Annotated in this window: 11 protein-coding genes and 1 pseudogene; 8 read left to right on the top strand and 4 right to left on the bottom strand. The window is 63.9% G+C overall.

Going from position 1 to position 14332, the window contains the following annotated elements; translation table 11 throughout:
• Positions 1–43 precede the first annotated feature (43 nt).
• The 3 genes from OH686_RS09860 to OH686_RS09850 form a co-directional block, all read right to left on the bottom strand.
• The gene (locus OH686_RS09860; RefSeq protein ID WP_279868812.1) at positions 44–733 is read right to left on the bottom strand and encodes an SPOR domain-containing protein; all 690 of its coding nucleotides are present in this window, start codon (positions 731–733) and stop codon (positions 44–46) included.
• Complete coding sequence (argS, locus tag OH686_RS09855; protein WP_289538185.1) at positions 734–2473, bottom strand: arginine--tRNA ligase; 1740 nt, start codon at positions 2471–2473, stop codon at positions 734–736.
• Between the two features lie 159 nt (positions 2474–2632).
• A complete protein-coding gene (locus tag OH686_RS09850) occupies positions 2633–4852 on the bottom strand; it encodes a primosomal protein N' (protein ID WP_289538184.1) in 2220 nt (739 codons plus the stop codon).
• Between the two features lie 162 nt (positions 4853–5014).
• Here OH686_RS09850 and rpmE point away from each other — a divergent pair, with 162 nt between their 5' ends.
• From rpmE to OH686_RS09830, 4 genes are all read left to right on the top strand, one after another.
• On the top strand, positions 5015–5233 hold the full coding sequence (rpmE, locus tag OH686_RS09845; RefSeq protein WP_289538183.1) for a 50S ribosomal protein L31: 219 nt from the start codon (positions 5015–5017) through the stop codon (positions 5231–5233).
• A 2-nt stretch (positions 5234–5235) separates the two neighbouring features.
• A complete protein-coding gene (locus OH686_RS09840; RefSeq protein ID WP_289538182.1) occupies positions 5236–6036 on the top strand; it encodes a thermonuclease family protein in 801 nt (266 codons plus the stop codon).
• A complete protein-coding gene (locus OH686_RS09835; protein ID WP_289538181.1) occupies positions 6033–7472 on the top strand; it encodes a M48 family metalloprotease in 1440 nt (479 codons plus the stop codon). The genes OH686_RS09840 and OH686_RS09835 overlap by 4 nt, the downstream gene beginning before the upstream one ends.
• An 86-nt stretch (positions 7473–7558) precedes the next feature.
• Complete coding sequence (locus OH686_RS09830; RefSeq protein WP_137973478.1) at positions 7559–8827, top strand: malic enzyme-like NAD(P)-binding protein; 1269 nt, start codon at positions 7559–7561, stop codon at positions 8825–8827.
• Positions 8828–8884: 57 nt separating this feature from the next.
• On the opposite strand, the gene OH686_RS09825 is transcribed toward OH686_RS09830, so the two are convergent.
• The gene (locus OH686_RS09825) at positions 8885–11299 is read right to left on the bottom strand and encodes a penicillin-binding protein 1A (RefSeq protein ID WP_502942788.1); all 2415 of its coding nucleotides are present in this window, start codon (positions 11297–11299) and stop codon (positions 8885–8887) included.
• A 184-nt stretch (positions 11300–11483) separates the two neighbouring features.
• Between OH686_RS09825 and OH686_RS09820 the strand changes: the two genes are divergently transcribed.
• From OH686_RS09820 to pilP, 4 genes and pseudogenes are all read left to right on the top strand, one after another.
• Positions 11484–12548 carry a pilus assembly protein PilM gene (locus tag OH686_RS09820; protein ID WP_137973476.1) on the top strand — a complete coding sequence of 355 codons (1065 nt, stop codon included), beginning with the start codon at positions 11484–11486 and terminating at the stop codon, positions 12546–12548.
• Positions 12548–13171, top strand: a complete 624-nt coding sequence (locus OH686_RS09815; RefSeq protein ID WP_289538177.1) for a PilN domain-containing protein — start codon at positions 12548–12550, stop codon at positions 13169–13171. Before OH686_RS09820 ends, OH686_RS09815 begins: the two co-directional genes overlap by 1 nt.
• Complete coding sequence (gene pilO, locus OH686_RS09810) at positions 13168–13797, top strand: type 4a pilus biogenesis protein PilO (RefSeq protein ID WP_289538175.1); 630 nt, start codon at positions 13168–13170, stop codon at positions 13795–13797. The genes OH686_RS09815 and pilO overlap by 4 nt, the downstream gene beginning before the upstream one ends.
• A pseudogene (gene pilP, locus OH686_RS09805) lies at positions 13794–14320 on the top strand (type 4a pilus biogenesis lipoprotein PilP). The gene pilO and the pseudogene pilP overlap by 4 nt, the downstream one beginning before the upstream one ends.
• The last annotated feature ends 12 nt before the right edge of the window (positions 14321–14332 follow it).

Below are 14332 nucleotides of genomic sequence, written 5' to 3'. Positions count from 1 at the left end.
GTGGCCCGTCCGGCTTTTCAACCGGAGCGGGCAACTTGATGACTCAGCGGCTCTGCCGCTGTTGTAGCAGGAGATTACTGAAGCCGCTGCCGGCCAGCTGCTTCTGCGCCGTGGCCAGCTGCTCGCGGTTGGCGTAGGGGCCGACCAGCACGCGGTGCCAGGTCTCCTCACGCACCTTGCCGGACTCCACCTGCACGTTCTGGCCGAGCATGAGGATCTGGGCGCGCACCTTGTCGGCGTCCTCGCGCTTGCGGAACGAGCCGGCCTGCAGGAAGAACTGGGTGGTGACCGGCGCCTTCGCCACCACCACGGGCGGCGGAGGCGGGGTCTCGCCATTGAGCGCGGCCTCGGCGCGGGCGGCGTCGATCTTGGCCGCCTCCTCCGGGCTCACCGGCTTGCTTTCCGGCGGCTTCACGGCGTCGGCCGGCGGCAGGGCATCCGGCGGCACTATGACCTCGGATTCCGGCAGCAGGGTGTAGAAGTCGTACTTGGGCTTGACCGGCTCCGGCGCCACCTGCGGCTTCTTCTGCTGCTCGGTGACGCGCTTCTGCTCCTCGGGCTTGGCCCGCTTCACGTCGTCGCGGCCCGGCTCCAGGCTGAACAGGAACATGAAGAACCCGCCGATCACCAGGCCGCAGACCATCCACACCCAGCCGGGTACCGGCTTCTTCGCTGGCGCCTGGTAGCGGCTGGCGCCGCGCTTGGGCGCGGGCTTCTTCTTCGCTGCCGCCACTTACATGCGCTCCAGGGTTTCCAGGCCCAGCAGTTCCAGGCCCTGCTTGAGGGTGCGGCCAGTCAGGGCGGCCAGGCGCAGGCGGCTCTGCTGGGTGGCTTCATCTTCGGCGGCGAGGATCGGGCAGTTCTCGTAGAAACTGGAGAACAGGCCGGCCAGGTCGTAGAGGTAGGCGCACAGCAGGTGCGGCTCGCCCTTGCCGGCGACGTTGTTGAGGGTGTCGGCGAACTGCGCCAGCTTGCCGGCCAGGGCCTGCTCCTGCGGCGCCTCGATGCGGATCTGCCCGCCGATCTCGGTCACGTCCTTGCCCAGCTTGCGCAAGATGCTGGCGACACGGGTGTAGGCATACAGCAGATAGGGCGCGGTGTTGCCCTCGAAGCTGAGCATCAGTTCGAAGTTGAAGCGGTAGTCGCTGGTGCGGTGCTTGGACAGGTCGGCGTACTTCACCGAGGCGATGCCGACCACGCGGCCGATCTGGCGCAGCTCGTCTTCGGCCAGCTCGGGGTTCTTGTCCTTGACCAGCGCGTAGGCGCGCTGCTCGGCCTCGTCGAGCAGTTCGACCAGCTTCACGGTGCCGCCGTCGCGGGTCTTGAACGGTTTGCCGTCGGGGCCGTTCATGGTGCCGAAGCCCATGTGCTCCAGCTCCATGCTGGCCGGCACGAAGCCGGCCAGGCGCGCGGCGGCGAACACCATCTGGAAGTGCAGGGCCTGGCGCTGGTCGACGAAGTACAGGACGCGGTCGGCCTTGAGCACATTGGCACGGTAGCGGGTGGCGGCCAGGTCAGTGGTGGCGTACAGATAGCCGCCACCGGCCTTCTGCACGATTAGCGGCAGCGGGTTGCCCTCCGAGTTCTTGAACTCGTCCATGAATACGCACTGGGCGCCATTGTCCTCGGTCAGCAGGCCCTTGGCCTGCAGGTCGGCGACCACGTTGGCGAGGTCGTCGTTGTAGGCGCTCTCGCCCTTGACGTCGGCCATGCTCAGCTTCACGCCCAGGCGGTCGTAGATGGCCTGGCAGTGGGACAGGGAGATGTCATTGAAGCGGTTCCACAGGCGCAGGCACTCGGCGTCACCGGCCTGCAGTTGGACCACCAGCTCGCGGGCGCGGTCGGCGAACTCGGCGGACTCGTCGAAGCGCTTCTTGGCCGCGCGGTAGAAGCCTTCCAGGTCGGACAGCTCGCTTTCCGCGGCAATCGGGTTTTCCTGCATGTAGGCCAGCAGCATGCCGAACTGGGTGCCCCAGTCGCCCACGTGGTTCTGGCGGATCACGCTGTCGCCGAGGAACTCCAGCACGCGGGCCACGCCGTCGCCGATGATGGTCGAGCGCAGGTGACCGACGTGCATCTCCTTGGCCAGGTTCGGCGCGGACAGGTCGACCACCACGCGCTGCGGGTTGCCGGCCTTGCGCACGCCGAGCTTGGCATTGGCCAGGGCTGCTTCCAGGCGCTGGGCCAGGGCGTCGCTGTTCTGGAAGAAGTTGAGGAAGCCGGGGCCGGCGATCTCCACCTTGGCGATGCCGTCATCGGCCGGCAGGGCGGCGACCAGCTTCTCGGCCAGGTCGCGCGGCTTCATGCCGGCCGGCTTTGCCAGCATCATGGCGATGTTGCTGGCGAAGTCGCCGTTGCTGCGGTCCTTGGTGTTCTCCACCTGAATGTCCGGGCTCAGGCCCTCGGGCAGCACGCCCTCGGCGGTGAGGCGGGTCAGGGCTTGCTGGATCAGGTGGCGAATCGTGTCTTTCATGGTCTGCTCGGGTCGGCCGCGGCTGGTCGAAAACTGTGCATTATCGGCGCCCGAGGGGCGCGGCTTCAAGCTTTGACGGCTTGGAGCCCGCTTGCGGTCTTGCGAACTGGAGAAAAACAGGGCGAAAGGGACTGAGCGCAGCAGGCCGCAGGCAGGCTCTCAGAACAGGTCGATGGGATCTACATCCAGCGACCAGCGTACCGCGCGCCCGCTGGGCATGGCTTCCAGTATCGGCAGCCAGTGGGCCAGCAGCTTGTGCAGCGGCACGCGGGCGTTGGCCATCAGCAGCAGCTGGGCGCGGAAGCGCCCGGCGCGGCGCTCCATCGGCGCCGGCACCGGGCCGAGCAGCTCGATGCCGGCCAGCTTCAGCTCGTCGCGCAGTTGCTCGGCGTAGGTGCAGGCCTCGTCGAGGAAGCCTTCGGCCTGGCCCGGCTTATGCGCCTCGCCGCGCAGCAGGGCGAGGTGGGCGAAGGGTGGCAGGCCGGCGCCGCGGCGCTCGCTCAGGGCCTGCTCGGCGAAGGCCGGGTAGCCCTGCTCGGTGAGCTGGACCAGCAGCGGATGGTCGGCCAGGTGGCTCTGGATGATTACCTTGCCGGGCTCTTCGGCGCGCCCGGCACGCCCGGCCACCTGGACGATCAGCTGGGCCATGCGCTCGCTGGCGCGGAAGTCGGCGGAGAACAGGCCGCCGTCGGCGTCGAGGATGGCCACCAGGGTGACGCGTGGGAAGTGGTGGCCCTTGGCGAGCATCTGGGTGCCGACCAGGATGCACGGCTCGCCCTTGTTGATGGTGGCGAACAGCTTGCCCATCGCGCCCTTGCGCGAGGTGGTGTCGCGGTCGATGCGCAGCACCGGGAACTGCGGAAAGAGGATGGCCAGGCGCTCCTCGGCACGCTCGGTGCCGGCGCCCACCGGGCGCAGGTCGACCTTCTGGCAGTCCGGGCAGTTGCGTGGCGCGCGCTCGACGTGGCCGCAGTGGTGGCAGCGCAGTTCGTTGTGGCGCTGGTGCAGGGTCATGCGTGCGTCGCAGCGCGGGCACTGGCTGATCCAGCCGCAGTCGTGGCACAGCAGGGTGGGCGCGAAGCCGCGGCGGTTGAGGAATACCAGCACCTGCTGGCCGGCCTCCAGCGTCTGGCGGATGGCCAGCTGCAGCGGACCGGAAATGCCGGAATCCAGCGGCAGACTCTTCACGTCCAGGCGCAGGAAACGCGGCGGCTGGGCGTTGCCGGCGCGCTGGCCGAGCTTAAGCAGGGCGTAGCGACCGGCGTGAGCGTTGTGCAGGCTTTCCAGCGACGGTGTGGCCGAACCGAGCACGATCGGCAGGTTCTCCTGGCGCGCGCGCACCAGGGCCAGGTCGCGGGCGTGGTAGCGCAGGCCTTCCTGCTGTTTATAGGAGGCGTCGTGTTCCTCGTCGATGATGATCAGCCCCGGGTTCTTCATCGGGGTGAACAGCGCCGAGCGGGTGCCGATGATGATATCGGCCTCGCCGTCGCGGGCCGCCAGCCAGGCGTCCAGGCGCTCGCGGTCGTTGACCCCGGAGTGCAGCAGGGCGATGCGGGCGTTGAAACGGCGAGCGAAGCGCTCGACCGTCTGCGGCCCCAGGTTGATCTCGGGGATCAGCACCAGTGCCTGCTTGCCGGCTTCCAGGCAGTGGCGGATCAGCTGCAGGTAGACCTCGGTCTTGCCGCTGCCGGTGACGCCATACAGCAAATAGGCACCGAAGCCGCCCATGCCGGCCTGCACCGCGTTGAAGGCGGCGCGCTGTTCGGCGTTGAGCGGCAGCTCCGGCTGCGCCAGCCAGCCACCGTGGCGCTGCAGCGGCGCGCTGCGGCGCACCTCGACGCGCGCCAGGCCCTTTTCCAGCAGCAGGTCGAGGCTGTCCTTGTTCAGCTGCAGCTTGCTCAGCAGGCCGTGCGGCACGCCGTGGTGATGCTGTGCCAGGGCGCGTAGTGCCTCGCGCTGGCGCGGCGCGCGGGCCAGGCGCGGGTCGTCCGGGCTGGCGCCCGCGGTGGCGTGCCAGTAGCGCTCCTGGCGCACCTCGGCCGGCTCGCCCTGGCGCAGCAGCACCGGCAGGGCCCAGCTCAGGGTGTCGCCGAGGCTGTGCTGGTAGTACTGCGCGGTCCACAGGCACAGCTTGAACAGCGGTGCCGGCAGGGGCGGGGTGCGGTCGAGCAGCTGCAGGGCCGGCTTGAGCTTGTCCTGCGGCACATCGCTGCTGTCGGCCAGTTCCACCAGCACGCCGATCACCTCGCGCCGGCCGAACGTCACGCGCAGGCGTACGCCGGGCTGCAGCATCGAACGAGGCACGCCCTCGGGGGCGTGGTAGTCGAACAGGCGGCGCAGCGGCGAGGGCAGGGCGAGGCGCAGGATGGTGTCAGGCACGGTGGGCTCCGGATTCGAAGCTGCGATGCTAGCACGGCCGCACGTCGCCCCGTCCGGGCGGCGGCTTGCTTGGTAGTGGCCGTCTGGTATAGTGCGCGGCCTATTTCCGTGCGGTACTCGGCAGTGAGCTGAGTGGCGGCACACCTACCCGAGGAAAATACGATGAAAGCCGATATCCATCCGCAGTACGAAGAAATGGTTGCAACCTGCAGCTGTGGCAACGTGATCAAGACCCGTTCCACCCTGTGCAAGCCGATGAACCTGGACGTGTGCTCCGAGTGCCACCCGTTCTACACCGGCAAGCAGAAGATGCTGGATACCGGCGGCCGTATCGACCGCTTCAAGCAGCGTTTCGGTGTGTTCGGCGCCAAAACCGAATAAGAGTGGCTCAAGCCTCTCTGCTGAAAAAGGCGTCCCTGGTGGGCGCCTTTTTCGTTTCTGTCTGCCTGGTTCTGCCGGCCCAGGCCTTCTGTCCGCGGGTCGACGACCTGGCGCCGCTGCGCGTGGCCAAGGTGGTGGATGGCGATACCCTGCGCCTGGCCGATGGCCGCAGCGTGCGGCTGATCGGCATCAATGCGCCGGAGCGTGCCCGCGACGGCCGCCCGGCCGAGCCCTTCGCCGAGGCGGCGACCAGGCGCCTGCAGGCCCTGGTGGCCGCCAATGACGGGCGCATCGGCCTGCGCGTCGGCAGCAAGGCACGCGACCACTACGGCCGCACCCTGGCGCACGCCTACGACGGAGCTGGGCGCAATCTCGAGGCGCAACTGCTGGCCGAGGGGCTGGGCTACCGCGTGGCGTTCGAGCCGGCCACCGGTCTGGAAGACTGCCAGCGCAACGCCGAGGATGAGGCGCGTGAGCAGCGCGTCGGTCTTTGGCAACAGGCGCGGATTTTCACACCCTTCGATCTGCGCAGCGGCGGCTTCGCCCTGGTGCGCGGCGAGGTCGCGCGGGTGCAGCGCAACCGCGGCGGCCTGTGGATCGAGATTGACGGGCCGCTGGTGCTGCGCGTCGAGCCGAAGCTGCTGCGCCACTTCGACGTGGCGGCGCTGCAGGGCCTGGCCGGTCGCCAGGTCGAGGCGCGCGGCTGGGTGATTGACCGTTCCCGGCGCGGCGGCGTACAACCGGAGCAAGCCCGCTGGATGCTGCCGCTGACCCACGCGGCCATGCTCGAGGTGTTGCCATGAAGTTGCGTCTGTTCCTGCTGCTGTCCCTGCTTGCCCAGCTCGTCGGTTGCGCGGTCAATCCGGCCACCGGCAAGACCGACTTCGTGATGATGAGCGAGCAGCAGGAGATCGACCTGGGGCGCAACTACGCCCAGGAGATCGCCAAGCAGTACCCGCGCTATGCCGACGAGAAGCTGCAGGCCTACGTGCAGCAGGTGGGCGAGCGGGTGGCGCGCAACAGCCATCGCAGCAACCTCGACTACAGCTTCACCGTCATCGACTCGCCGGACATCAACGCCTTCGCCATTCCCGGCGGGCACATCTATATCCACCGCGGACTGATGGCCTACCTCGGCTCCGAGGCGGAGCTGGCCGCCGTGCTCGGGCACGAGGTCGGGCACGTCACGGCGCGCCACAGCGTGCGCCAGCAGAGCCAGTCGACAGCCTGGAACATCCTCGGTCAGGCCGTGGCGATCGGCACCGGCGTCGGCGCCGCCGGCGATATCACCAACGTGTTGGGCGGCGCCCTGGTGAGTGGCTACGGCCGCGACATGGAGCTGGAGGCCGACGGCTTCGGCGCCCAGTACCTGGCGCGCAGCGGCTACGACCCGCAGGCGATGATCGAAGTGGTCAAGGTGCTGAAGAGCCAGGAAGACTTCGCCCGCGACGAGGCCCAGGCCAAGGGTAAGGAAGTGCCGCCGGCCGGCTATCACGGCCTGTTCGACACCCACCCGGACAACGACACCCGCCTGCGCCAGGTGGTGGCCTCGGCCAGCCCGCTGGCGACCAGCCAGGGCGAGGTGGGGCGCGACACCTACCTGAAGCGGATCGAGGGCATGCCCTTCGGCGACTCGGCCGAGGCCGGTGTGCGTCGGGGCCAGCGCTTCTATCATGTTGGCCTGGATTTCACCTTGGCCATTCCCCAGGGCTGGGAGCTGATCAATCGCCCGGACGCGGTGATCGTTCACAGCGGCGATCAGCAGGCCTTCATGGTCATGAGCATGCAGCCGCTGAAGCCGGGCACCGACTCACGCACCTTCGTGTATGAGAAGACTGGCGGGCGCGGCCTCACCGCTGAGCAGAGCTTCACCCAGAACGGTCTGGATGTGACCACTGGCGTGCTGACCGGCGACGGCGCCAAGCGCGTGGCGGTGGTCGCACGGCAGAGCGAAGCCTTCCTGTTTATCGGTGCGGTCAAGGGGCGTGCCTCGCTGGAGAGCGCCGACGACCAGTTCATGGAGGTGGTGCATAGCTTCCGGCCACTGCAGGCCAAGGAGCGCGAACAGGGGCAGCCCTGGCGTCTGCATCTGGTGCAATTCAAGGCCGGCCAGAGCCTGGAAGCGCTGAGTCGGGAGATGGGTGGCGAGGGGGACAAGCTGAAGCGTCTGCGTCTGCTGAATGGTCTGTATCCGACCGGTCAGCCACTTCCCGGCGATTGGCTCAAGGTAGTTCGCTGACCCGCTCAGAGGCCCGATCTTGTGGGCCTTGGCCTTCTTGCGTATGCTCGCTCGCCTGCCTTCACTGCAAAGCGGAAATAGCCGAAATGTCTGATCTGAAAACTGCCGCTCTCGAGTATCACGCGCAGCCCCGTCCGGGCAAATTGAGCGTCGAACTAACCAAGCCCACCGCGACCGCCCGCGACCTGTCCCTGGCCTACAGCCCAGGCGTTGCCGAGCCGGTCCGCGAGATTGCCCGCGATGCCGAACTGGCCTATCGCTACACCGGCAAGGGCAACCTGGTGGCAGTAATTTCCGATGGCACCGCGATCCTAGGTCTGGGCAACCTCGGCCCGCTGGCCTCCAAGCCGGTGATGGAAGGCAAGGGCGTGCTGTTCAAGCGCTTCGCCGGCATCGACGTATTCGACATCGAAGTCGACTCCGAGAGCCCGCAGGCCTTCATCGACACCGTCAAGCGCATCTCCATCACCTTCGGCGGCATCAACCTGGAAGACATCAAGGCGCCCGAGTGCTTCGAGATCGAGCGCGCGCTGATCGAGCAGTGCGACATCCCGGTATTCCACGATGACCAGCACGGCACTGCCATCGTCACCGCCGCCGGCATGCTCAACGCCCTGGAAATCGCCGGCAAGACCCTGGAGCAGGCCAAGATCGTCTGCCTGGGCGCTGGTGCCGCCGCCATCTCCTGCATGAAGCTGCTAGTGAGCATGGGGGCCAAGGTCGAGAACATCTTCATGCTCGACCGCAAGGGCGTGATCCACGCCGATCGCGACGATCTGAATCAGTACAAGGCGGTATTCGCACACGCCACCGACAAGCGCAGCCTGTCCGACGCTCTGGATGGCGCCGACGTGTTCGTCGGTCTGTCCGGTGCCAACCTGCTGAGCCAGGACGACCTCAAGCTGATGGCGCCGAACCCGATCGTGTTCGCCTGCTCCAACCCGGACCCGGAAATCAAACCGGAGCTGGCTCGCGAGGCCCGTCCGGACGTGATCATGGCCACCGGCCGTTCGGACTACCCGAACCAGGTCAACAACGTGCTCGGCTTCCCCTTCATCTTCCGCGGTGCCCTGGACGTTCGCGCCACCCGCATCAACGAGGAAATGAAGATCGCCGCCGCCAACGCGCTGCGCGATCTGGCCAAGCTGCCGGTGCCGAAGGAGGTCTGCGAGGCCTACGGCGGCATCGAGCTGAGCTTCGGTCGCGAGTACATCATTCCCAAGCCGATGGATGCCCGCCTGATCACTGTGGTGGCCGATGCCGTGGCCAAGGCCGCGATCGAGACTGGTGTGGCGACCCTGCCGTATCCGAAGCACTATCCGCTGCAGTCGGTGAATGACGTGTTCAACGGCTGATCACCGGCCCAATAAAAAGCCCCGCCGATGCGGGGCTTTTTATTGGGCGTCTGAAACTCAGAACAGGTCGAGCGGCGCCGATTCGTCTGCCGGCAGCGGGCTGCCGGGGATGCCCATGGCCGGGTCCAGCTCGCTCATCGGCGGCGGCGAGTCCTCGCTCTTGAACAGCTCGAAGTAGGCGTCGGGTGTGCCCGGCGAGGCGGCGCGACCGCTGACCGGATCGACGCGCAGGCTGAGCAGTCCGGCCGGCTCCGGTGGCAGGTGCTCCGGCTTGTCCTTGAGCGCGGCGCCCATGTAGCTCATCCAGATCGGCAGGGCCACGGTGCCGCCGTACTCATGGCGACCCAGGCTCTCCGGCTGGTCGAAGCCGACCCAGACAGTGGTCATGTAGTCGGCGTTGTAGCCGGAGAACCAGCTGTCCTTGGACTCGTTGGTGGTGCCGGTCTTGCCCGCCAGGTCGCCACGTCCCATGGCCAGGGCGCGGCGGCCGGTGCCGCGCTTGATCACGTCCTGCAGCATGCTGGTCATGATGTAGGCGGTGCGCTCGTCGATGATCTGCTCGGCGAGCACCGGTTGCTGCACTTCGGCGTTGGGCTCTTCGATCAGCAGGGCGGCGTTCTGTTCTTCGACCAGTTGCGCGCTCTCCGGAGTGCGCGGCGGGTTGGCGGTGAACAGGGGCTTGCCGTCGCGGCTGTCGATGCGCTCGATCAGGTAGGGCTGGATCTTGCGCCCGCCGTTGGCAAAGGCGCTCCAGCCTCCGGCGATCTCCAGCGGCGTCAGGCCGGCGGTGCCGAGCGCCAGGGACAGATTGCGCGGCAGCTCCTGGCGGTTGAAGCCGAAGGCGCTGATGTAGTCGAGGGTGTAGTCGATGCCGATGGTCTGCAGCAGGCGGATCGACACCAGGTTGCGCGACTTGTATAGCGCCTCGCGCAGACGGATCGGGCCGAGGAAGGTGTTGTTGTCGTTCTTCGGGCGCCAGGCCTCTTCCATCCCGGCTTCCTGGAACACGATCGGCGAATCGTTGACCAGGCTGGAGGCGGTGAAGCCGGCATCCAGCGCCGCGCTGTAGACGAAGGGCTTGAAGCTGGAGCCCGGCTGGCGCTTGGCCTGGGCGGCGCGGTTGTAGTTGCTCTGCTCGAAGGAGAAGCCGCCGACCAGGGCACGGATCGCGCCGTTCTGCGGATCCAGCGAGACCAGTGCGCTCTGCGCGGCGGGGATCTGGCGGAATAGCAGGGTGCCGTTCTCGGCATCTGCCTCGACGCGCACTAGGTCGCCGATCTGCGCGACGTCCGCCGGCTTCTGCGGGCGGGGGCCGAGGCTGTTGGTATTGAGGAAGGGGCGGGCCCATTTCATGCTGTCCCACGCGACTGCCTGTTCCTCGCCGTTGCGCAGCAGGACCATGATGCCGCTGGCTTCCACCTGAGTGACGATCGCCGGCTGCAGTCCGCCGATGCTCTTGTACTTGGCCAGCTCCTGCAGCCAGGCTTCGCGGGTCAGGCCGGGCAGACGGGTTTCCGGGCCGCGGAAGCCGTGGCGCTGGTCATAGGAGATCAGCCCGTCATGCAGCGCCTGGTTGGCCGACTCCTGCAGTACTGCCGGCACCGTGGTGGTGACGCGGAAGCCCTCGGTATAGGCCTCGCTGCCATAGCGGCCGACCATCTCGGCGCGAGCCATCTCGGCTATATAAGGTGCATTGAGCTCGATCGGCTGCACGTGATGACGAGCGCCGACCGGCTCGGCCAGCGCCGCCTCGTACTGGGCCTGGTTGATGGCGCCGAGTTTGTACATGCGGCCAAGAATCCAGTCGCGGCGCTCCTTGCTGCGCTGTGGATTGACCAGGGGGTTGTAGCGCGAGGGCGCCTTCGGCAGGCCGGCGATCATCGCCATCTGCCCCAGGGTCGCCTCGCGAATCGACTTGCCGTAGTAAACCTGTGACGCGGCCTCGATGCCGTAGGCACGGTTGCCCAGGTAGATCTTGTTGACGTAGAGCTCGAGGATCTGGTTCTTGCTCAGCTCTCGTTCGATCTGCAGTGCGAGGAGGATTTCATTGATCTTGCGCGAGAAGCTTCTTTCGTTGGTGAGGAAGAAGTTCTTCGCCACCTGCATGGTGATGGTACTGCCCCCGGTTTGAATGTGGCCGCTCGCCAATAACTGCGTAGCAGCGCGCATCAGGCTGGTGAAGTCGACGCCATAATGGTTCGCGAAATTGTCGTCTTCGGCGGCCAGCAGGGCGCTGATGAAGTCGGGGGGGATGTCATCGAAGCGGATCGGCGAGCGGCGCATCTCGCCAAATTCGGCGATCAACTTACCGTCGGCGCTATAGACCCTTAGCGGTATCTGCAGCTGGATGCTGCGCAGCGACTCGACGGAGGGTAAGCCAGGACTAAGATAGAGAAAGGCTCCACTGAAACTGAGCGCTAACCCGCAAAAAGCGGCGACACAGGACCACCAGAAAAACTTCAGCAAACGCATCAAGGTTCTTGGAATTCCAGTTAAAAGAATGGGTTAAGCGGTGCGTGGTGCGAAAAGGGGAAAACTGTTCACATTATAAGCGGTTTTTTTACAGGGGAGCCATTTGCGCTTCTGTCAAGACTGTTATTTAATGTGGAAAAACATAAATAGTCCGTAAGTCGCGGATGCCAATAGGAAATCGGTCGTGCTAGGGCTCTTCAATAAGAAAGCGAATACGCTTCTGGGGATCGACATCAGCTCGACCTCGGTCAAGCTCCTTGAATTGAGTCGCTCGGGAAGCCGCTACAAGGTAGAGGCCTACGCAGTCGAGCCGCTCCCGCCAAATGCGGTGGTCGAAAAGAACATTGCTGAGTTGGAGGGGGTCGGTCAGGCCCTTTCTCGCGTGCTCAGCAAGGCCAAGACCGGCGTGCGCACTGTCGCCGTCGCGGTGGCTGGTTCTGCAGTGATCACCAAGACCATCGAGATGGAAGCTGGGCTCAACGACGATGAGCTGGAGAACCAGCTGAAGATCGAAGCCGACCAGTACATTCCCTATCCTCTCGAAGAAGTGGCAATCGACTTCGAAGTCCAGGGCGTCTCCGCGCGCAACCCCGAGCGGGTTGAGGTGCTGCTGGCAGCCTGCCGGAAAGAAAACGTCGAGGTTCGCGAGGCGGCACTTGGCCTTTCCGGTCTGACCGCCAAGGTGGTCGATGTCGAAGCATACGCTCTGGAGCGGGCATACAGCCTGCTCGAATCTCAGCTCGGCGGCCGCACCGATGAGCTGACCGTTGCTGTCGTCGATATCGGCGCCACCATGACCACGCTGAGCGTTCTACACAATGGTCGCACCATCTATACCCGCGAACAGCTGTTCGGCGGTCGCCAGCTAACGGAAGAAATTCAGCGCCGCTACGGTCTGTCCGTTGAAGAGGCGGGCCTCGCCAAGAAGCAGGGCGGTCTTCCAGACGACTACGAGAGTGAAGTGCTGCAGCCCTTCAAGGAAGCCGTGGTGCAGCAGGTGTCCCGCTCGCTGCAGTTCTTCTTCGCTGCCGGTCAGTTCAATGATGTGGACTACATCCTGCTGGCTGGCGGCACCGCTTCCATTCCTGATCTTGATCGACTGATTCAGCAGAAGATCGGCACTCCCACTTTGGTAGCCAACCCATTTGCCGACATGGCATTGGGTGGCAAGGTCAATGCCGGTGCGCTGGCTAGCGACGCACCGTCCTTGATGATTGCCTGTGGTCTGGCGATGAGGAGTTTCGACTAATGGCGCGGATTAACTTACTTCCGTGGCGTGAGCAGTTGCGTGAAGAGAGAAAGCAGCGTTTTCTAGTTGCAATGGGTGCAACCCTGATGATCGCTGGGGGGCTGGTTTTTCTCAGTGGCCAGTATCTGGACGGTGCTATTGAGCATCAAGCCGCTCGAAATGGATTCATTAAGAAGGAGATTGCCGTTTTAGATGCTCGCATTAAGGAAATTAGTGAGCTGAAAGAGCGGCGGCAGCAACTTCTTGAGCGAATGAAGATTATTCAAGATCTCCAGGGTAATCGTCCGGTGATTGGGCGGGTTTTTGATCAGTTAGTGCGAACCTTGCCTGATGGGGTTTATTTCACTGAGTTGCGGCGCTCCGGGAAGGCCATTGCGATAGTCGGTGCTGCGGAGTCAAATAACCGAGTGTCAAGCTTGATGCGCAACTTGGATGCTTCGGATTGGTTGGCTGCTCCTGCCTTGACGGAAGTTAAAGCGGTCACGGCTGGAGCAGTGGATCAGGCGAATATCTTCCAGCTTACAGTGCAGCAGACCCAGCCTGGTGAGGAGTTGGAGGCTGCGCCAGCTTCAAGTCCCAAGGCTTCCTTAAAGCGCAAGAAAAAAGGCGGTAAGAAATTATGAGCCTTGCTGAATCTATCGGCTCTCTTAAAAGAGTAGATTTCTCAGAGTTAGATCTCAATAACCTAGGGTCATGGCCGGCAGCAGTTAAAGTAATAGCCTGTGCTGTGTTGTTGATTGTGGCGTTGGCTCTTGGTTATAACTTTTATCTTAAAGACTTGCAGGGGGTTCTTGATCAGCGCCGCAGTGAAGAACGCTCACTCAAAGAGCAGTTTTCTGCTAAAGCGTTCCAGGCTGCAAATCTAGACGCCTACAAGGTGCAGATGAAGGAGATGGAGGAGTCTTTTGGCACTCTGTTGCGTCAGCTGCCAAGCGATACCGAAGTTCCAGGGCTTTTAGAGGATATTACTAGGACTGGTCTCGGTAGCGGTCTTGAGTTTGAGGAAATCAAACTGCAACCTGAGGTTGTTCAGCAATTTTATATCGAGTTGCCAATACAGATTACTGTGGTGGGCGGGTACCACGATCTTGCAACATTTGTGAGTGGTGTGGCTAGCTTGCCTCGCATCGTTACACTGCATGATTTTGAAATGAAGCTTGTTGATGCCAAAGATGGAAATGCTTCGAAGCTGAGAATGGGTATTTTGGCTAAGACATATAGATATAACGACGAGGGGCTTAAGAAATGAATAAGTCCTTCGCTATTTCCTTGTCTTTTCTGGTTGTCTGTTTATCTGGCTGCGTAGGTGGAGATGATTTTTCTGACTTGCAAAGCTATATGGATGATGTAAGGGCACGTCCCCAAGGGGCTATCGAACCGCTTCCGAAATTTCAGCCGTATGAGGCCTTTACCTACGGCGCGTCGGCGTTGAGAAGTCCATTCCAGCCGCCAGTTAAGATCGACCTCGCGAGTCAGCAAAAAGGTTCGAAGGATGTTAAGCCCGATGACACGAGGGTTAAGCAGTTCCTTGAGGGCTTTAATATTGAAGCGTTTGAGATGGTGGGAACCTTAGAGAACAACGGCGGAGTTTTCGGTCTAGTTCGAGGTGCGGGGGGGTTCACCGGGTCAAAGTTGGCGATTACTTGGGGCGAAATCATGGAAAAATTCTTTCCGTCGATGAGTCCAAGATCGAAGTTGTTGAAATAGTTCCTGATGGTGAGGGCGGCTGGCTTGAGCGTCCGCGCAGTATTACCCTTAAAGAGCGCACATAGTCGCGGGGTTCA

The organism is Pseudomonas sp. SO81 (assembly GCF_030374125.1).
Lineage (GTDB): Bacteria > Pseudomonadota > Gammaproteobacteria > Pseudomonadales > Pseudomonadaceae > Aquipseudomonas.
This window is presented reverse-complemented; position numbering and strand designations above follow the sequence as displayed.

Bases quoted from the DNA above. Each gene is read 5' to 3' on its own strand.
- argS (WP_289538185.1), bottom strand. From the start codon at position 2,473: ATGAAAGACACGATTCGCCACCTGATCCAGCAAGCCCTGACCCGCCTC.
- rpmE (WP_289538183.1), top strand. From the start codon at position 5,015: ATGAAAGCCGATATCCATCCGCAGTACGAAGAAATGGTTGCAACCTGC.
- OH686_RS09835 (WP_289538181.1), top strand. From the start codon at position 6,033: ATGAAGTTGCGTCTGTTCCTGCTGCTGTCCCTGCTTGCCCAGCTCGTC.
- OH686_RS09830 (WP_137973478.1), top strand. From the start codon at position 7,559: ATGTCTGATCTGAAAACTGCCGCTCTCGAGTATCACGCGCAGCCCCGT.
- OH686_RS09825 (WP_502942788.1), bottom strand. From the start codon at position 11,299: ATGCGTTTGCTGAAGTTTTTCTGGTGGTCCTGTGTCGCCGCTTTTTGC.
- OH686_RS09815 (WP_289538177.1), top strand. From the start codon at position 12,548: ATGGCGCGGATTAACTTACTTCCGTGGCGTGAGCAGTTGCGTGAAGAG.
- pilO (WP_289538175.1), top strand. From the start codon at position 13,168: ATGAGCCTTGCTGAATCTATCGGCTCTCTTAAAAGAGTAGATTTCTCA.